The organism is Bifidobacterium sp. UTCIF-1 (genome assembly GCF_006408915.1).
Lineage (GTDB): Bacteria > Actinomycetota > Actinomycetes > Actinomycetales > Bifidobacteriaceae > Bifidobacterium > Bifidobacterium reuteri.
In genome coordinates, this window is record NZ_JFAG01000004.1 from 45,247 (window position 1) to 64,394 (window position 19,148).

The window sequence follows — 19,148 nt, forward strand, 5'->3', positions numbered from 1 at the left end:
CTATATTAGAGGGTTTTTTCTGTATTATGCGCCATTTCACGAAATTTGGCGGCTCTTTTTTGCCGGAGCCGCCAAATTCCGCAGTGCCATCACACCCAGTCGTCAGGCTCGATGCCTTGCGGGCCAACATATTCGCCGTTGGGCACGTAGCTCGGCTCGTCCTTGTCTTCGAGTTTGGCGTCGGCGAACATGACCACATCGCGTCCGAACGTCCAATCCCCCTTGATGGTCACCGAATTCGCGGCGGCCAGCGATGGGACCGCATAGGGGAAACGCTCGTCGAAATCATGGATGTTCTTGTAGAACCGTGGATCGAGATCGACGTTCGGGAAGATGTAGTTGCCGTCCTCCATCTCATAGGTATCGGTCAGGTGGAAGCGGTCGGAACGCATGATGAACAGGTCGTTCGTGGTCTTCACCGGCAGGAACCGCATGCGGTCGACCTGCACGCAGATGGCCCCGTTGAACAGTCCGATGGCGGCGCCCATCGCGGTTTCCAGCTGAATGACCTTCTCGGAATCAGGGTTGGTGGGGTCCACGGTCTTCCTGTTGCGGATCACCGGCAGCGGCAGCACGCCATTGTATTCGGCAAGCTTGGCCTTCAGCGCGTCGATGCGAATCCAGATCGAATTCGTGTTGAAATACGGATGCTTGGAGATGTCCTGTGCCGCTTCCTTGTCGTCCGGATGCACCTGGCTCATTTCGCGGAGCATGAGGCGGCCGGTGGCCTTGTCCCTCACGATGTGGCCGCCCTTGCGGTCGGCAGGCGTGCGGATGGCCACTTCGGCCATGAACGGCGCTCCGGTATTCTCGAAATGCTGTGCCAGGGTGCGCGAGGGGCGCGCGCCCAGATTGTCAGAGTTCGAGATGAACAGGTACTTGAACCCATGCTCCTCCAGAACGTCCAGCAGACCGGACTCCCAGATAGTGGAGAACAGGTCACCATGTCCCGGCGGGCACCATTCCAGTTCGGGGTTCTGCGGGAAACTGACCGGCTCTCCGGTGGCCGCCACCAGCTTCGGCTCCTGATGCTGGATGATTTCCATGGGGATTTCGGTCTGTTCAAACTTGCGATTGTACTTGAGCACCTTCATCGTATCCGCGGAAGTGCGGAAGGAGTTCATGAAGGTCAGCGGCAGTTCCACGTGAAGACGGTTGCGGGCGGTCAGCACCTGGCCGATGATGATGTCGATGAAACGCATCTGCTTGGCCTTATGGCGACGAACAGGCAACAGGGACTTAGCGCATTCGAGACCCATCGAGGTGCCAAGTCCGCCGTTGAGCTTGAGGAAAGCGGTCTTGGCGAAAGCGTCTACGGCCTTGTCGTGGTTGATGGTCTCATACACGTCATGGAAGCTCGGCACCTTTTCGAGCGGCTCGACGTCCTCCTCGCGAATCCAACTAGATGATTCCTCATGGCGCCAGACATTGAACAGGTGATGGAACTGGTTGATGGCAGTTTCGCTCATGCCATGTTCGCGCATTTTGACGGCGGAGCGTTCGAACAGCGCATCATCGGCGTTCTCTTCGCCGCTTGAGGGTGTGACGTCGATAGTAGTACGAGTGTTTTCGATCTTGTCTTCCTCGTCGCCTGATTGCGTGCCGTTGGTCGGTTCGGTCATTCAAATCCCTTTCGTCAAAACTACAAGGCACAAGTCTATCGCTTGAACAAGCAGAATACCCTGTAACAAGGGTGTCAGATGGGATAACGGGATGCTTTTCTGATGAACAACACGTGAACAGCATACCGAATGGAGATGTGTATGAGGTCCCAAGTGTGAGGAGCCGTACTTGGAAGTAAGGAATCAGAAATCAGTCGATGCCTGCGCGATGACGCCGTCCGCCAGCATCTGATAGCACCGCTTCGATGGGTGGAAGTTGTCATAAGCCCAGAATTCGTCATCGGTCAGGCCGGTATCGTAATGCGTCATATCCACGAATCGCACCTGTTTGTCGGCGCAGATGCGTTTGCTGATGGCCGTCTGCGCGTCGGTCATGTCCAGAATGGCTTTGCGCAGGACCCGTCCGAGCGCCGGAGACCGGTACACCTGTCCGGAGCTGATGACTACGACATGCGGGCACAGAGCCTTTGCCTCGTCGATGGCAGCAGTCAGATCCGAGCGCCACTCCTTGGCACTGCGTCTGGCCATCACGTCGTTGGACCCGGCACAAAGCACCAGCAGATCAGGTTGTTCCTTGACCTGCGGCAGCAGACGGAAGCGTACACGGCGCATGGTGGCACCGAGTCTGCCGTACGTCGCCCATTGCACGGGACGATTGATTATGGAGGCCAGCGTGCGGGCCATGTCGGGCACCAGACCTTCCTGCTGGTCGTCGACACCGCATCCCACGGTCAGCGAATCGCCGACGACGACCAGGGAGAACGGCGCTGCCGTTCGGACGGTTGGTCCTGATGCCTCGGAACTCACAGTTCCATTGTCGATATCAGAGGTTGTTGCATGCTGCGCATCCGCGTCATGGGGCATTGGCACGGATCCGCGGCGCTCGCCATCCGGTTCCGGCGCGAGCTTCACCGTATGCTGAGCGACCACAGCCTCCGTTAGCGCGATAGGCCTCTCCCACCACGACAATGCCATGATCGTCTCCCTCTCCCCCAGTTCGTCCGTATGCTTGGTGCCGTCTATATGCTTGGTACCGCGTGTGCCGCATATGATGCCGCCGCGCCTCATTGTAACGATGGTGCCAGAGCGATGATGCCATCGGATGCACATGATGGACCGGTATGAGGATTGCTCCTCTGCGAGTCGATTGCCGGTCACCTTTTGCATGCGGGACGAGGGACTGAGGGGAAAGTCATTTTGTCGGCAAATATCTGGTGCAAGACACTAGTATCCCGCGTCAGATATTCATTGAATAAAATGGGGGCTCCCCTTGTCAGGGGAGCTGGCCCGCGAAGCGGGACTGAGGGGTAGTGAATTAATCAACGAACTTACGGCGAGGCTTACTAGTGGTCCGTTTGAGATTTCAACGCGACACGCTGTTTTGCGAATGCAAGCGAATATGGTAAGTTATTCAACTGTTGCTTTTGCAACATCGGACCATAGCGCAGTTTGGTAGCGCACTTGACTGGGGGTCAAGGGGTCGCGGGTTCAAATCCCGCTGGTCCGACCAGAAAGCCCGGAATTTCAACGATTCCGGGCTTTTTCGTATTCCGGCCGGAATGGGGGCTTATCCGGCTCTTCCGATTTTGGTGTGTAAGGGCCATGCGGTTTCATGGCTCTTCGCGGTTTGGTGTGCATGTGCCTTGCGGGCGGTAACGATGGCGACATCAGGACGAGACAGTCACGGTGGGTGGACATAGGCGAACCACGGCAACCATGACAAGGTGTTTGCGTTTTTGCGATATCGAGACGATGATGTTTTGTCCTGCGCGGGATGATAGGTTGTGGCCGAATCGACCGATTCAGCCGGATCGGAGCATATAATCGCGAGGAGGAGATGACTATGGCGCTGACGTGGTTGATGCTGTTCGGAGCTATTTTCTGCGAGGTGGCTGCCACGCTGTCGCTGCGCGCATCGGAGGGGTTCAGCAGACTTGCTTGGGTGGCTCCTGTGGTGTTTGGATACGGCGTCTGCTTCTTCCTGCTCGCCAAGGTACTGGATCGTGGCATGCCGACCGCGCTGGCGTACGGCGTATGGTCGTGCGTGGGTATCATTGCCACCGCGATCATCGCGCATTTCGCCTTCCAGGATCCGTTGAACTGGCGTATGTGGCTGGGCATGGCAATCATGATTGTCGGCATCATCGTGCTGCAATGGGGCAGCCATACGGCCGTCCAGTAGATTATGGATCCGAGGAATGCAGCATCATTGACAATAATGACATTGCCAGCTACTTCGACAGTGGTATGTTTCTGAAACATGTCTTCGGGAGTGACATCCTCGAAGTCGGGAATGCGCTCGGAGGCTCTCGTATGCCCAGAGATACATCCCATGTCGAGATACTGTCCATGCGTGGAAAGATGGGGTGAGACTTAAGAAGGTGATGCCTGATGATTGTTGATGAACGCATAGATGGCGGCACGCCGTTCGACTGGGGAAAAGTGTCGGCCGACTACGCAAAATACCGTGATATTTATCCTCCGGAGTTCTACCGGATGATTCTCAATCGAGGATTGTGCAGGGATGGGCAGCACGTGCTTGATTTGGGCACAGGTACTGGTGTGTTGCCACGCAACATGGCGCGGTATGGCGCTTCGTGGACAGGAATCGATGTTTCCGGGCCTCAGATTGAACAGGCGCGTCTGCTTTCCAAGGGAATGGACATCGAATACCGCGTATCGAAGGCTGAAGATGCCGTTTTTCCGGATGGTTCGTTCGATGTCGTCACAGCGTGCCAATGCTTCTGGTATTTCAACCATGAGATGGTATGCGAGAGGTTGCATCGTCTGCTCAAACCGGGTGGCACATTCCTGGTCATGGTGATGGAGTGGCTGCCGTTCGAGGACCCGGTCGCCGGTGCGAGCGAGCGTCTCATTCTCAAGTACAGTCCTCATTGGAGCGGTGCTGGCGAACGCATGCATCCAATCGATGTGCCGGGTTGCTATCTCCGTGGTTTCGAGCTGGTCCATCATGAGGAGCGCAAGCTGGAGGTGCCATTCACCCGGGAGAGTTGGAACGGAAGGATGAAAGCGTGCCGGGGTGTCGGTGCATCGCTTGATTCGGCGCAGGTTGCCGCATGGGAGCGTGAGCATATGGCACTGCTGGAACGCATCGCGCCGCCTCGCTTTGAGGTATTGCATTATGCGGCCATGGCCGAGTTGAGACGAATCTGAGTCGCGCCGCATATGACCATGGCTGGCATAACCGTGATTGGTATAACCGTGATGGCATGCCTGCTGATACGTCATGAATGTATGGCTCGGTATTCGTGCCATGCGACTGCACAACCGGGTTACCGCCCGTGTGTGGCATCGTGTGACGCCGTATATCACAATCGTGAACTGATGTATACGGCATGAACCGCAAAACACGGAACATTCAGCCGCATGACATTGATGGCATAACGCTTCGATGGCGCCTCTGCAGCATCTTTGCAAAAGCAGAGGCGCCATCGAGCAGTATTCGCTACTTCTTCTTGCCCTTCTTCTCGCGGATGTTCACCGAAATCTGAATCGGAGTGCCTTCGAAGCCGAACTCCTCGCGCAGCGAGCGTTCGATGTAGCGGCGGTATCCGTGATCGAGGAAGCCGGTGGCGAAGATCACGAAGCGCGGCGGGCGCGTGGATGCCTGCGTGGCGAACAGGATTCTCGGCTGCTTGCCACCGCGCAGCGGATGCGGATGCGCGGCCTGGATCTTGCCGAGGAAGGCGTTGAGCTTTCCTGTGGGAACACGCTGATCCCAGGATTCCAGCGCCGAGCGCATGGCGCTTGCCAGACGATTGGTGTGCCAGCCGGTTTTGGCGGACAGGTTCACACGCTGCGCCCAGGTCACGCGATCGAATTCGGTGGTCCACAGTCGTTCGAGGCGCTGCTTGTCGAAATCGTCCATCGCGTCCCATTTGTTGAACACCAGAACAATCGCGCGACCGGCGTCCACGGCCGTGGACATGACCTTCAGGTCCTGATCCGAAACAGGCTGTGAGGCATCAAACAGGATTAGCGCCAGCTCGGAACGCTCGATGGCGGCTTGGGTACGCAACGAAGAATAGTATTCCGCGCCGGTCAGCTTATGCTGACGGCGTTTGATGCCGGCCGTATCGATGAGCAGCCAATCCTCGCCGTCGATGTCGATGATCTCATCGACAGGGTCACGAGTGGTGCCGGCCAGATCGTTGACCACGGAACGCTCCTCGCGAGCGAGCTGGTTCAACAGGGAGGATTTGCCCACGTTCGGCCGACCCACCAGAGCCACGCGACGCAGGTTCGACGGTGTGAGGAATCCGGAGGTCTTCTCGGCCTTCTTCAGCTTGTCGAGCGCGACATCAAGCATGTCGCCCACGCCGCGGCCGTGCATGGCGGACACCGCATATGGTTCGCCGAGACCAAGCTTCCAGAATTCGGCGGCCATGTATTCGCTCGCCTGATCGTCGATCTTGTTGACCGCCAAGGTCACCGGCTTGCCGGCCGCACGAAGCATCTTGACGATACGTTCATCGGTATCGGTCATGCCCACCTGTGCATCGACCACGAACACCACGGCATCGGACAGCTGCACGGCCATCTGCGCCTGCGAGGCAATCGCCGAATCGATGCCTTCGACATCGGCTTCCCAACCACCGGTATCGACCAGCTTGAAGTCGGTACCGGCCCATTCCGCATCGTAGCTGACACGGTCACGTGTCACGCCGGGAGTATCCTCCACCACTGCGGCACGACGACCGAGAATACGGTTCACCAACGAGGATTTGCCCACGTTCGGGCGTCCCACAATGGCAAGCACGCCGACAGGTTTTGGCCCTGATTTGACGGAACCCGCGGCTGGGCCACGTCCCTCGACCAGCGCCTTGTCCGCCTCATCAAGGTCATAGCCTTCGAGATTGGCGGCATACTGCTCGTATTCCTGGTTTTCGATGGCATCCTCCACCATGCCGATCAGCATGTCCAGCGTATGCTCGAAATCCAAATCCGAGTTGTCTATGGTGGTGACGCCATCGGCGGCGGTCATGAAGCTGGTGACCTTGGAGTCGGCCTTGTCCCGTGCGACGACATTCTCCGCTCCCACTCCCGCAGCGGCCTGACCGCTGCGACGTGCCTGACGCACCTCCTCACGGGCGGTCAGCAACACGCGCACTTCGGCGTCAGGAGCCACCACGGTGGTGATGTCACGACCTTCCGCGACAATGCCGAGCCCCTCCGAGAAGGAGTCGGGAGCGGCTTCGCGGGCGATGTAGGCACGCTGCGCAGCGATGAGCACATTACGCACGGGAATCACATTTGACACCTTCGACACATGCGAAGAGACTTCCGAGGAGCGGATGGCATCGGAAATGTCTTCGCCGTCGGCGAAGACGCGCGGATCGTCGGGGTTCACGGAGATGTCGAAATGATCGCCGGTGAAGAAATCACCCACCGTCTCGGTCACAGTCCGTTCATCGACCTGTTCGGAGTCCAGATCGATGCCCTGCTTCAGACACCACCAAGCGCAGGCTCGGTACATGGCTCCCGTATCCAGATAGGCATATCCGAAATATTTGGCCAGCGCCTTGGACGTGGAGGATTTGCCCACGCCGGCTGGTCCATCAATGGCGACACGAATCACAGGCCGACCTCCTTGGACAGTGCACGAACCTCGGTCTGGGAGAGCACGCGATACGAGCCGGGCTTGATTTCACCGAGCTTGATCGGGCCGATCTGCGTGCGTACCAGGCGCTTGACGGGGAAACCGATCGAGCCGAAGATACGACGGACAATGCGGTTCTTGCCGGAATGCAATACGACCTTGACCATGGTGAAATCACGGGTCGCGTCGATGATCGCGCAATGGTCGAGCTTGATCCAGCCGTCATCGAGCTGCACGCCGGTCTTGACGAGACGGCGGCATACGGTGCCGGACAGCCGGCCCTCCACCGTGGCGATATAGGTCTTTTCGACTTCATACTTGGGATGCATGACGTGCTGGGACAGCTCGCCGTCATTGGTCATCAGAATCAGGCCCTCGGAATCATAATCCAAGCGGCCCATGTGGAAGATGCGCTCATACTTGTCGCCGACGATGTCGCGCAACGTGTAACGCCCTTTCGGGTCCTCCATGGCGGAAAGGACCCTGCGCGGCTTGTTCAGCGCCAGCGTGACATGGTTCGGATTCACACGTACGCGTGAACCGTCCACGCGTACCTGCTGGGTCTTCGGATTGACTCGTGAACCGAGTTCGGTGACCAGTTCGCCGTCCACCTCGACACGGCCTTCGGTGATCATCAGCTCGCATTTGCGGCGGGATCCGAAACCGGCTTGGGCAAGCAGCTTCTGGAGTCGAATGGAATCGGTATCATCATGCGCCATCTGGGCGCGGGAATATGCGTTTGGCATCGTTCTCCCAACGTGGCCGGGCAGGCCGCCATATGCGGCCTGATCTCATCTTTATGGTGTTATATCAGTGAGTTGTATCAGTGACAGGCTGACATTCACAGCCTTTTTCAACTTATCCATAATACCGCATCGTTGGACTGCTGATAGACTTGCAACCGTTTGTGCGGGTTCGCTCGCCTTCCAACAGATGAAAAGGAAATAAATCATGGAAAAAACCAAGCAACAGCCGCTGGCCCTGCGCGTATGCGCAGAACTGGCCGGCAGCCTTCTGCTGTGCTTTGCCATTTACGCGTTCTCCACCTGGGGCTCCGCCGTATATGGTGTGAACGTTGTGTTCGCGCCGCTCGCCACAGGTCTGTCCTATGCGGTCATCTCCGCGCTATTCGCACGCGTGTCCGGCGCTCAACTGAACCCTGCCGTCACCGTGGCAGCGGTGCTCACCGCGAAAACCAAACTGGCGGACGGCATCCTGTATGTCATCGCGCAGGTAATCGGCGCCATCGCCGCGGCGTTCGCTGTGGTGAAGCTGCTCCCCACTTCCGAGCAGGTCGCAGCCAAGGTGTGGCTCTCCCCCGCCGTCAACGGTTTCGAGCAAGGTTCGGTGTCATATTCGTTGCTGACCCAGTACGGCATCACGTTCTCGGTGACTTTGGCGATCGTGGTCGAGGTGATCGGCTCGCTGGTGGTGGTGGCCGCCGCCATGTCGTCCATGAGCGCAGATGGCACGAATTCCGATCGCTATGCGCTGACCATGGGCGGCGCGTACGGCATCGCCGTGGCGATCAGCTATCCGGTGACCGGCGCTGGCCTGAATCCGGCACGCTCCACGGGTATCGCATTGGCTGCCATAAACGAGGGCTTGACCCAGAACCCTGTGCAGCAGCTGTGGGTGTTCTGGATCGCTCCGGTGCTGGCCGCCGCAATCGTGGCGTTGGTCATGATCGTCGTGCAGATGGCTACTACGCCGAAGCCCAAGGCCTATGATTCCGTGGCTGATGAGGCTGATGGCCAGGTGACTGCGGATGTCCAAGAGGACGTCGCAGACCAGACCGTACAGGACTCAGTGCAGGAAGGTGCCGGCGAGCGGGCCGAAGAAGCTGAAGTACGTGATCAGCAAGCCGATTCCCAGCGCGATGCCGATGAAGGAATCGAACGCCACTGAGCGTACTTTCCAAGGGCTTTTCTCCCGTAGCACAAGACGAATAAGCCCGGTGCCGATGGCCGTCACAGCAAGCAATACTGTGGCGGCCATCGTGTATCCGGATGCGGCAATCACCGTGATGACGACAACGATGCCGAGCACGATCCATTCGAACCAAGGTTTGCCTTCGTGGGCTTCGGATACGAAAGGATGATTGCGCATGTTGCTTCCTTGTGTCGCTTGAGGTACATGAGGTACGTGAACAGAATAGCAGGTAAACAACAGCGGCTGGGTTTCTGCCGGTTTGCATCGCAAACTTTCAGAAACCCAGCCGCTGTCATGGTGTTGTCATGGTTCCGTTCGAGGGGAACGGCAGAGGATCAGTGGAAGAAGTGGCGGGTACCGGTCAGGTACATGGTCACGCCGGCCTTCTTGGCGGCTTCGATGACCTCTTCATCGCGAATGGATCCTCCAGGCTGCACGATGGCCTTCACGCCGGCATCGATAAGCACTTGGGCGCCATCGGCGAAGGGGAAGAACGCATCGGATGCGGCAACTGAGCCGGTGGCACGGTCCGCACCATCAGCGAGCGTGTTTGCACGCTCGACGGCCAGATGGCAGGAGTCCACACGATTCACCTGACCCATGCCGATGCCGACGGTCGCCTGGTCATGCGCCAGAAGGATGGCGTTCGACTTCACACAGCGGATGGCACGCCATGCGAACACCAGATCCTTGAGCGTGGACTCGTCGGCGGGGTCGCCGGACACCAGCTTCCATGCATCGGGATCATCACCGGTGGCGTTGATCAGATCGGTGTCCTGCACCAGCAGTCCCCCATCGATCTGGCGTACGGATTCATGGCCCTTAGGCGGTTCCGCCACCTTGAGGATACGCAGGTTCTTCTTCTTGGTCTTCAGCAGTTCCAATGCTTCGGGCTCATAGTTCGGAGCTACGATCACCTCGGTGAAGATCGGACGTACGCTTTCGGCCATATCCAGCGTGACCTTGGAGTTGCATGCGATCACGCCGCCGTATGCGCTCATCGGATCACAGGCATGGGCCTTCTTGTGGGCTTCGGCAGCTGTGGCGCCGATGGCCAGTCCGCATGGATTGTTGTGCTTCACCACAGCCACGGCGATGGCCGGAGCCATATCCCATACCGTGCGCCATGCCGCATCCGCATCCACATAGTTGTTGTAGCTCATCGGCTTGCCGCCTAGCTGCTCAGCATGGGCGAAACCGGTCTGATTCAGCGGATCGATGTACAGGGCGGCCTGCTGGTGGGAGTTCTCGCCGTAGCGCAGCGTATGCGCACGATCCCAGGTGCGGGTGTACTGGGCGGGGAACTTCGCGGAATCGACTTCCGTGCCCTGATCGTCCGTATCGATCTCCGTGTCGGCAAGGGAAGCCGGCTTCGTCCAATGCTTGGCGGCCCACTCATTGATGGTGGCGTCATAGGCGGCGGTGTGCGCGAATGCCTTGGCCGCCAGCCACTTGCGTTCCTCCAGCGAGAAACCGGTGCCGTCAGCCACACGGGCTGCGACCAGTGCATAATCGCCGGGATCGGTGACGATGGCCACAGTCGCATGGTTCTTGGCTGCGCCACGGACCATGGAGGGGCCGCCGATGTCGATTTTCTCGATGGTATCCGCTTCGTTGGCGCCGGAACGTACGGTATCGGCGAACGGATAGAGGTTGACGACGACCAGATCGAACGGCTTGATGCCAAACTCCTCAAGCTGCTTCGCATGCTCGGGGTTCGTCATGTCAGCCAGAATCCCTGCATGAATATACGGGTGAAGGGTTTTGACGCGACCATCCAAGCATTCAGGGAATCCGGTGACTTGAGACACCTCAGTGACCTTGACGCCCAGTTCCATGAGCCTCTTGGCGGTCGAACCAGTGGAGACGACCTCTGTACCTGCCTTCACGAACGCGTCGGCGAGTACTTCGATTCCCTCCTTGTGGAAGACGGAAACCAGTGCCCGTCGTATCGGCCTGTTCGTGTTTGTCATCCTTGTTCCTCCTTGGATTGTTCGGGTTGAGACATATGTGAGCGCGGCTGAGACGTGGAACGGACAGCTGCAGGAACAGTGGTGCTGGAAGACTTGACTTTTCCAATAATCCAGAATACCGAAAAAACAAGTGCTGTGCCAATCAGCGCGACAAGCCAGGCTGCGAGAAGTCCCAACGCCGCTGCATGGCCGATGGTCTGGGTCGAAGCCATCACGTCGACGCCTACGTGTGCGAGGCGATGCTGCCCAAGCGATCCGTTGGACACGGTGAACAGGAGCGTCGCACCAAGGGAGAGCAGCGCTGCGCTGATGCAGAACGTGGCTGCGGGGTACGCCAGATGGATCGCCACCGAACCGCGCAATTGCGCATCTCGGACGTCCAAAGGCCTGTAACGGAATCCCTGAGGGAGGAACAGCACCAGCAGGCCGACCACCAGCGCGGTGGCGAATGGAATGCTCATGGCCACTGTCCGCCACAATTCGCTGGTGACCGGTTCGGGAAGAATACCGAACACCGGGACCGCCGGCAAGTCGTTCGATTGACCGACCCAGAGGGTGAAACTGGCCAGTTCGCCGATTGAGAATCCAGCTCCGAAGAGCCACGACATCGCCCATATCACCAGGTTAGGTAGCCATATGATCATCGCGATGGTGGTGAGGATACGCGACCCGTTCTCCATACCGGACATCGCGAATATGGAACCCACGGCATTATGGTTCAAGACAATCCAGATGATCACCGTTATCGTTCCGGCCAGCAAATACAATGCCATGATCAACGCACTGACCAATCCGCCGAGCTTGACGCAACGGGTCGCCTGCGGGGACAGCACGGTTCCGGCTGCCCGGGAGACCGCATCGATGATGGACGAATGCATAATGCCGGCGAGTCCATAGCCCAGCGCATACACCAACGCCGATTTGACGAGCACAAGCCAGCCGGCATCCACCAATCCCCCGCCCAGCGACAGCTGGAAGCACTGGTTGATGATCAGCCATGTGATGAGTCCGGGCAGAAAGGCATGGATGCTGACGGCCTGCAGTCGTATCGCAAGGGCATCGATGAGCCAGATGAGCAGGATGGTGAGCAACAACGGTGTAATGGTAAGGGTCACCGCGTCGGTGATGAAACCGGATCCCTCGCTCAGCAGCACTATGGCCTGCGTAAGGGGCACAGTGCTGGACGTGAGGTTATCGCCGCCCTCTTCCATGGATATGACGAGAAGCATCAACGCTATGAAGCATCCCAATGCGATGGCATACACGGCCATGGCTGCAAGGGACACGACGATTCCTCGCAGCCATTGGCGTATCACTGTTTTCATGGAGACCGTTCTGTTGGCTATTCGGGCGATCAGGCCAGGTCGATCTTGGCGAGCAGGTCGCGCATGATCTGCGCAGCCTGACCCGGGGTCTTGCCCACCGGGATGCCAGCTGCCTCCAAGGCGTTCTTCTTGTCCTGTGCAGTGCCCTTGCCTCCGGAGACGATGGCTCCTGCATGACCCATCTGCTTGCCTTCGGGTGCGGTGAATCCGGCGATATATGCCACGACGGGTTTGGTCATATGCTCCTTGGCCCATGCGGCGGCCTCTTGTTCGGCAAAACCACCGATCTCACCGATCATCATGACGGCCTTGGTGTTCGGATCCGCTTCGAATGCCTCCAATGCCTCCAGCAGCGTGGTACCCACGATGGGGTCGCCGCCAGCGCCCAGGCATGCGGTGAAGCCGATGTCCGAGAGCTCGCCCATCAGCTGATAGGTGAGCGTACCCGACTTGGACACCAGTCCCAACGGCCCGCGGGCGACGATGCCATCCGGGATGATGCCCAGATTGACTCCGGGATTGCCGAGCGTGATAAGACCGGGACAATTCGGTCCGATGATGCGAACGCCTTTCTGCTGGGCCAGCTCCACGAAATATGCGGAGTCGGATACCGGAATGCCTTCGGTAATGACCACGACGAGCTCGATGCCGGCTTCGACCGCTTCCACTACAGCGCTCTTGGCGAAACGCGGCGGCACGAACACCACACTCGCCTTGGCTCCGGTGGCCTCCCGCGCCTCACCGCAGTTGGCGTATACGGGGATGCTCGCATCCTGGCCGTCATGAGCGGCGGAGAATGTGACCGAAGTCCCAGCCTTACGCGGGTTCACGCCGCCGACGATATTGGTGCCCGCCTTCAGCATGCGTGCAGTATGGGTCATGCCCTGATGGCCGGTCATACCCTGAACGATGACCGGTGCGCCATCCTCAATGAACAGCATCAGCGGACCTCCTTGGAATGGGTGGATTCGGCGGCGAGCTGTGCCGCCTTGTAGGCTGCGCCTTCCATGGTTTCGGATACGTGGATGGTCGGTCTTGCGGCTTCAGCCAGGATATGAAGTCCTTCCGCCGCCGCATTGCCGTCGAAACGCACCACGATGGGCTTGGGGCTTCCCAGCGTCTTGACCGCCTCGAGAATGCCATTGGCGACCTCGACACACGAGGTGATGCCACCGTAGACGTTGATGAACACGGATTCCACCTGCGGATCGGAGAGCACGATTTCGAGGCTGTTGGCCATGACCGTCGCTGAGGCGCCGCCGCCGATATCCAGGAAATTCGCCGGCTTGATGCCGGTGCCCTGTTCTTCGCCCGCACCCGAGACGGCGTCCAACGAGCTCATGACCAGGCCTGCACCGTTGCCGATGACACCGACTTCACCATGCAGATGCACGTAGTGCAGGCCATGCTCGCGCGCCTTCTGCTCGAATGGGTCGGGAACGACCGGGTCGATGAAACGGGTCCAGCCGTCATGGCGGAATGACGCGTTGTCGTCCAATGAGATCTTGGCATCCAACGCGCAAAGCTGCTTGGTGGATTCGTCATCAGGGTCACCGATTTTGGCCAGAGGATTGATCTCCACCAATGTGGCGTCGTTGTCCTTGAAGCATTTCCACATCTTGAGCAGAATCTGAGCGGCCTGATCCACATCAGCGTGGTAGAAGCCGATGGCTTCGGCCATCTTGGTGGCCGCCTCAAGATCGAAATCGCCCAATGCTTCTATGTGCAGCCTTTTGACCGATTCGGGATGCTCTTTGGCAATCTCCTCGACTTCCGTGCCGCCATTGGCGGTCGCCAGCACGTCGAAATCTCGAGAGGTGCGATCCACCGAGATGGAGACATAGTATTCGTGCAGCACGTTCTTCGCTTCGGCCACCAGCACGCCAGAGACCTTGTGACCATGGATGGTCATCGGAAGAATGCTCTCTGATTCCAGGATGGCTTCATCCCGGTTGTGCGCTATCTTCACGCCGCCAGCCTGGCCGCGGTGACCTATTTTGACCTGTGCTTTGATGACGCACGGGTATCCGATTTTATCTGCGGCTTCAGCGACTTCATGGGAGTTCTGTGCGAAGATGGCACCCGGAGTGGGGATGTCCTGTTCTTCCAGCAACTCTCGCGCCTGATACTCGTAAAGATCCATGGATCCTTCCCTGCTGAAATGAATAATCCGGCATGTAACTGTACATGCTACATGCCGGAAGAGTAAAAACCGAGTCTATTGTCTGAGATATCAACGAAACGCCCAGACGGGCCTCTTGTGCATATTGCTCACGCTGGCATCGAAATCAAGGAAGTCACCGGCACGTCACCGAGCTTGTCGATGCCATCCAATCCGTTGAGACGCATGACGAAGCTGAATCCGGCCACCTTCCCGCCGGCCTTTTCGATGAGGTCTGCGGCGGCTTTGGCAGTGCCGCCGGTCGCGATGAGATCATCCACGATGAGCACTCGCTCGCCATGGGCGACCGCGCTGGTTTCGATTTCCACACTGGCTGTGCCGTATTCGAGGTCATAGGATTCCCCGATGGTCTCGGGCGGCAGCTTGCCGGCTTTACGCACTGCGATGAATCCCTTGCCGAGCTGCGCGGCGAGAATCGGCCCGAACAGGAAACCACGGGACTCAAGACCTGCTACCGCATCAAACTGTTCGGGGGCGACCGGAAGCGTTTCGGCGATCGCGGCAATCAGGATCTGCAAGCCCCGCGGATCTGCGATAACCGGCATGAAATCACGGAAGATGATGCCTTCCTTGGGAAAACCTGGTACGGAACGAACCAGTGATACCAGATATTCGGCATCCTCCTTGCCTACGGTGTTCAATGCCTCGATAGTGATGTCCGACTGTGCCATGTTGCTTTGCCTCTTTGGTCCTGACCGGGTTCTTCGCCGTACGTTACCGCAAGGACTGTTGCCTTGCGGATTCGATGTGTTACTTGGCCTCGCCGTTATCGCCGGACTTGGTCTCGACCTCGGCAGTGACGCCTTCAATCGGCTTCTGCGCCTCGGCGTCGTCCGTCGGGGTCTCATTGGCGTTGTCCGGCAGGGGGTTGCCGTTTTCGTCTACTTCGTCGTCGGATACATAAGCCGGACGAGTGTATTCACGGGCGATGGCGTTGAAGGAGAAACGCATCTTGGAGCCTTCGGAGTCAATGACGATTTCCTCGTACTGCTCATCGACCTCGACGACCTTACCGATCACCTGACCGATGGTGATGATCTCAGTACCAGGCTTGAGATTGCGGCGAAAGTCCTGTTTTTCGGCCTGCTGCTGCTTGGCTTTCTTGGACTGCCACCACATCATGCCGCCGATGACCACGACCATGACGATAAGCATTGCGTATGAAGGATCCACGGAACACTCCTTTAATAAACCATCGCGATCCAAACATCAGGCGTCTGACTGCCGCCATGTTGACATCCGACCACGTTATGCAAACAGGCTAAAGTCTAGAAGAGCTTGCTGACATCATCCTTGGGCGTAATGCCCAGATGCGCCCATGCTTTCTCGGTGGCGACGCGCCCCTTGGGGGTGCGCATCAGGAAGCCTTCACGCACCAGGTACGGCTCGCAGACGGTCTCCACGGTTTCGGACTCCTCCCCCACCATGGCGGCGAGGTTGTTCAAGCCTACCGGTCCACCGTTGAAATTGCGGACTATGGCGTTCAGCACCGCAATATCCAGCCGGTCCAATCCTTCGGAATCGATCTGGTAGAGCGCCAGAGCCTCTTTGACATCCGAGGGGCGCACCATGACCAGATCATGGACTATGGCCCAGTCTCGGACTCGTCGCAGCAGACGATTGGCGATTCGCGGCGTGCCTCTGGACCGCAGGGCGAGTTCATGGGCCGATCCTTCATCCAGATTCACGCCCAGCACATTCGCGGATCGTTCGATGAGCTTCTCGAGTTCCTCATGAGGATAGAAATCCAGATGCGCCGTGAACCCGAAACGCGCGCGCAACGGACTCGGCAGCATGCCTTCGCGTGTTGTTGCTCCGATCACGGTGAATCGCGGCAGGGTCAGCGGAATTGAACTTGCACCCGGACCTTTGCCCACCATGACGTCTACACGGAAATCCTCCATCGCGATATAGAGCAGCTCCTCCGCCGCACGCGGCAGACGATGGATCTCGTCGATGAACAGCACCTCGCCGGTATCGAGCGAACTGAGAATGGATGCCAGATCGCCCGCATGCTGCACCGCAGGTCCGGAAGTGACACGAATCGGCACTTCCAGTTCATTGGCGACGATCATGGCCAGCGTGGTCTTGCCCAAGCCCGGAGGACCGGCCAGCAGAATATGGTCAGGCGGCACATCCCGCTTGCGCGCGGCATCCAGAAACAGCTGGAGCTGGGCTTTGAGCCGTGGCTGCCCGATGAACCCATCCAGCACATGTGGCCGCAGTTCCTCGTCGCTGACCGGCTCATTGCCGATGGGCTGCGATGACACCATGCGCAACGATTCCTCGTTGGCCCCAGTATTCGACGTGCCGAAATCAACGGATTCGTTCATGAGCGTCCCCTATCCATCAAGGTGAGAGCGAATCGCAGGACCCGTGGCACATCGTCATCGGACAGCGGCGTCGCTATGTCGTTGTCCGCGATGGCTTCGGCGACGGCCTGTTGGGCGTCCTGTTGACGCCATCCCAGCGACATGAGTCCCTCCACCACCTGTTCGGAACCGTTGTCCACTGTTGCGCGGCTCGACGATGCGGTTGGGACGCTTTCGTCTTCAATCGTGTTCAGGTCAATCGAACCTTTGAGCTCCAGGATGATTTTCTGCGCGCCTTTTTTGCCCAGTCCCGGTGCTTTGGCGAGTGCGGTCGCATCATTATCGGCTATGGCTTTCACCAGCTGAATCGGCGTGAGTGTGGAAAGCAACGACTGTGCCACCTTTGGGCCGATGCCGGAGACCTTGATCAGTTGCAGGAATGTCATTTTGGCGTCGCGGTCGAGAAAACCATGCAGAGATACAGCGTCCTGCGAGATATTCATATACGTGTAGACGCGCGTTTCCTGCCCGGCATGAAGTCTGCCGAGGTCTGTTGACGACATGCGCACCTCATACCCCACGCCGGAGACGTCGATCAGTGCGATATCGGATTCCACTGACTCGACTCGTCCGGTCAGCATCCCGATCATCCGCATCTCCTTTCGCTCGGCTGAATGCTGCTGTTCAGCATTCGGATCAAACGCTCGAACAACTGTTCGAAGTATACTATATGCCCTCCACTACATGCCGCGATCATGATTAATACGGCGACGTGTCGTATGCTGAGCGGCTTCGGCCCATTGACGCTGTGCAGCGGTCAGATGCTGCTCACGTTCCCCGCCTTGCAGCGCGCCCGCAGGTCGCAGGGCATGGCATATGGCCAAGGCAAGCGCATCGGCCGCATCGGCCGGAGTAGGCATCTTGGTGAGGTTCAGAATGCGCGTCACCATGCGCTCGACTTGGACTTTCTGTGCCTGGCCATTGCCGGTAATGGCCAATTTCGCCTCGGTGGGGGTGTGCAAAGCCACCGGAATGTTACGCTGTGCTGCGGCAAGCATGGCGAGACCTGCTGCCTGGGCGGTGCCAAGCACCGTGTTGCGGTTGGATTGTGCGAACACTCGTTCGATGGAGACGCTATCCGGGGCGAAACGATCCATTTTCTCGGACAGTCCGTTGTAGATGGCGAGCAGGCGCAGGTCTTGGGAAATGTCAGGAGAGGAACGTACGACGTCGACGTGAATAAAAGAAAGCCGGCGATGTTCGCCGGCTTCGATCACGCCGACCCCGCAACGTGTAAGCCCGGGATCGACGCCAAGGATGATCACTGCGGATTACTCCTCATCCAGCTGAGCCATGACCTCATCGGAAGCGGTCCAGTTGGAGTAGATGTTCTGCACATCATCAAGATCGTCAAGGTTGTCGATGAGCTTGGACACCTTGCGGGCATCCTCAAGGCCCAGCTCGACCTCGTTCTTCGGCTGCATGACCTGATCGGCGGAATCGTAATCAAAACCAGCATCCTGAAGCGCCTTGCGCACCACGAACAGGTCGGACGGGCCGGTGATCACGGTGTAGACCTCACCGTCGTCGGCCACATCCTCGGCACCTGCCTCGGCAGCGGTCTCGAACAGCTTGTCGTAATCCACGCCCTCGGACGGAACCACGATCTGGCCCTTGCGCTCGAAGTTGAAGGAGACAGAGCCGGAGGTGGCCAAGGAGCCATTGCCCTTGGTCAGGGTGGATCGCACTTCGGCCGCGGCACGGTTGCGGTTATCGGTAAGGCACTCGATGATGAGGCCGACGCCGGCAGGAGCATAGCCCTCGTACACGATGTCCTCGTAGTTGGCGGCACCGTCTTCGTCACCAGCGCCACGCTTGACGGCGCGAGCGATGTTGTCGGCCGGCATGGAAGCCTTCTTGGCCTTGTAAATGGCGTCATACAGAGACGGGTTGCCATCCGGGTCGCCACCGCCCAGACGGGCGGCGATTTCGATGTTCTTGATGAGCTTGGCGAAGAGCTTGCCGCGCTTGGCGTCGATGGCGGCCTTCTTGTGCTTGGTGGTCGCCCACTTGGAATGACCTGACATTAATGCTCCTAGCGATTAATCGAATGATGTCAAACGAAATGATTGTAGGCCGGTAATCAGACATCGCCGATTGCCGGCCTACCTGTACAGGGTTG

17 protein-coding genes, 1 tRNA gene and 1 pseudogene are annotated in these 19,148 nt (G+C 58.4%); 4 read left to right on the forward strand and 15 right to left on the reverse strand.

The annotated features are described in order from the left end of the window. Positions 1 to 89: 89 nt before the first annotated feature. Both BW09_RS02775 and BW09_RS02780 read right to left on the reverse strand, forming a co-directional pair. Positions 90 to 1,622 (reverse strand): UTP--glucose-1-phosphate uridylyltransferase, encoded by a 1,533-nt coding sequence (locus BW09_RS02775; protein WP_375137541.1) that lies wholly within the window; start codon positions 1,620 to 1,622, stop codon positions 90 to 92. A 183-nt stretch (positions 1,623 to 1,805) separates the two neighbouring features. Continuing rightward, complete coding sequence (locus BW09_RS02780; protein WP_258184961.1) at positions 1,806 to 2,789, reverse strand: SGNH/GDSL hydrolase family protein; 984 nt, start codon at positions 2,787 to 2,789, stop codon at positions 1,806 to 1,808. 266 nt (positions 2,790 to 3,055) lie between these two features. Between BW09_RS02780 and BW09_RS02785 the strand changes: the two genes are divergently transcribed. The 3 genes from BW09_RS02785 to BW09_RS02795 all read left to right on the forward strand — a co-directional run bounded on the left by BW09_RS02785 (position 3,056) and on the right by BW09_RS02795 (position 4,796). Beyond that, positions 3,056 to 3,132 (forward strand) — tRNA-Pro (locus BW09_RS02785). A 333-nt stretch (positions 3,133 to 3,465) separates the two neighbouring features. Further along, positions 3,466 to 3,804 (forward strand): multidrug efflux SMR transporter, encoded by a 339-nt coding sequence (locus tag BW09_RS02790; protein WP_044088195.1) that lies wholly within the window; start codon positions 3,466 to 3,468, stop codon positions 3,802 to 3,804. Between the two features lie 209 nt (positions 3,805 to 4,013). Next, positions 4,014 to 4,796 (forward strand): class I SAM-dependent methyltransferase, encoded by a 783-nt coding sequence (locus tag BW09_RS02795; protein ID WP_140462737.1) that lies wholly within the window; start codon positions 4,014 to 4,016, stop codon positions 4,794 to 4,796. A gap of 292 nt (positions 4,797 to 5,088) precedes the next feature. Here BW09_RS02795 and der read toward each other — a convergent pair whose 3' ends face one another. Beyond that, complete coding sequence (gene der, locus BW09_RS02800) at positions 5,089 to 7,221, reverse strand: bifunctional cytidylate kinase/GTPase Der (protein ID WP_044088197.1); 2,133 nt, start codon at positions 7,219 to 7,221, stop codon at positions 5,089 to 5,091. Then, positions 7,218 to 7,988, reverse strand: coding sequence for a pseudouridine synthase (locus BW09_RS02805; protein WP_044088199.1), 771 nt, complete (start codon positions 7,986 to 7,988; stop codon positions 7,218 to 7,220). Before BW09_RS02805 ends, der begins: the two co-directional genes overlap by 4 nt. 205 nt (positions 7,989 to 8,193) lie before the next feature. On the opposite strand from BW09_RS02805, the gene BW09_RS02810 reads away from it, so the two are divergent. Further along, complete coding sequence (locus BW09_RS02810; RefSeq protein WP_044088200.1) at positions 8,194 to 9,150, forward strand: MIP/aquaporin family protein; 957 nt, start codon at positions 8,194 to 8,196, stop codon at positions 9,148 to 9,150. Here the strand turns inward: BW09_RS02810 and BW09_RS02815 are convergent. The 11 genes and pseudogenes from BW09_RS02815 to BW09_RS02865 form a co-directional block, all read right to left on the reverse strand. Next, positions 9,049 to 9,351, reverse strand: coding sequence for a DUF3017 domain-containing protein (locus BW09_RS02815; protein ID WP_081886515.1), 303 nt, complete (start codon positions 9,349 to 9,351; stop codon positions 9,049 to 9,051). The two genes, BW09_RS02810 and BW09_RS02815, sit on opposite strands and share 102 nt — an antisense overlap. A 158-nt stretch (positions 9,352 to 9,509) precedes the next feature. After that, complete coding sequence (gene purH, locus BW09_RS02820) at positions 9,510 to 11,147, reverse strand: bifunctional phosphoribosylaminoimidazolecarboxamide formyltransferase/IMP cyclohydrolase (protein WP_044088201.1); 1,638 nt, start codon at positions 11,145 to 11,147, stop codon at positions 9,510 to 9,512. Further along, positions 11,101 to 12,472: pseudogene (locus BW09_RS02825) on the reverse strand (DUF6350 family protein); the annotation flags it as partial. The pseudogene BW09_RS02825 and the gene purH, both read right to left, overlap by 47 nt. A 29-nt stretch (positions 12,473 to 12,501) precedes the next feature. Further along, positions 12,502 to 13,413, reverse strand: coding sequence for a succinate--CoA ligase subunit alpha (sucD, locus tag BW09_RS02830; protein ID WP_140462738.1), 912 nt, complete (start codon positions 13,411 to 13,413; stop codon positions 12,502 to 12,504). Beyond that, positions 13,413 to 14,615, reverse strand: a complete 1,203-nt coding sequence (sucC, locus tag BW09_RS02835) for an ADP-forming succinate--CoA ligase subunit beta (RefSeq protein ID WP_044088203.1) — start codon at positions 14,613 to 14,615, stop codon at positions 13,413 to 13,415. Before sucC ends, sucD begins: the two co-directional genes overlap by 1 nt. A gap of 128 nt (positions 14,616 to 14,743) precedes the next feature. Next, positions 14,744 to 15,325, reverse strand: coding sequence for an adenine phosphoribosyltransferase (locus BW09_RS02840; RefSeq protein ID WP_044088204.1), 582 nt, complete (start codon positions 15,323 to 15,325; stop codon positions 14,744 to 14,746). Between the two features lie 79 nt (positions 15,326 to 15,404). Next, positions 15,405 to 15,809 (reverse strand): preprotein translocase subunit YajC, encoded by a 405-nt coding sequence (yajC, locus tag BW09_RS02845; RefSeq protein ID WP_140462783.1) that lies wholly within the window; start codon positions 15,807 to 15,809, stop codon positions 15,405 to 15,407. 113 nt (positions 15,810 to 15,922) lie between these two features. Further along, positions 15,923 to 16,987, reverse strand: a complete 1,065-nt coding sequence (gene ruvB, locus BW09_RS02850) for a Holliday junction branch migration DNA helicase RuvB (protein ID WP_140462739.1) — start codon at positions 16,985 to 16,987, stop codon at positions 15,923 to 15,925. Beyond that, positions 16,984 to 17,616: a Holliday junction branch migration protein RuvA gene (ruvA, locus tag BW09_RS02855; protein ID WP_044088209.1), complete on the reverse strand. Its 633-nt coding sequence runs from the start codon at positions 17,614 to 17,616 to the stop codon at positions 16,984 to 16,986. Before ruvA ends, ruvB begins: the two co-directional genes overlap by 4 nt. A 90-nt stretch (positions 17,617 to 17,706) precedes the next feature. Next, positions 17,707 to 18,291 (reverse strand): crossover junction endodeoxyribonuclease RuvC, encoded by a 585-nt coding sequence (gene ruvC, locus BW09_RS02860; protein WP_044088210.1) that lies wholly within the window; start codon positions 18,289 to 18,291, stop codon positions 17,707 to 17,709. A gap of 6 nt (positions 18,292 to 18,297) precedes the next feature. Next, entirely contained in the window at positions 18,298 to 19,053 is a 756-nt protein-coding gene (locus BW09_RS02865; RefSeq protein WP_044088211.1) for a YebC/PmpR family DNA-binding transcriptional regulator, read from the reverse strand. Positions 19,054 to 19,148 lie beyond the last annotated feature (95 nt).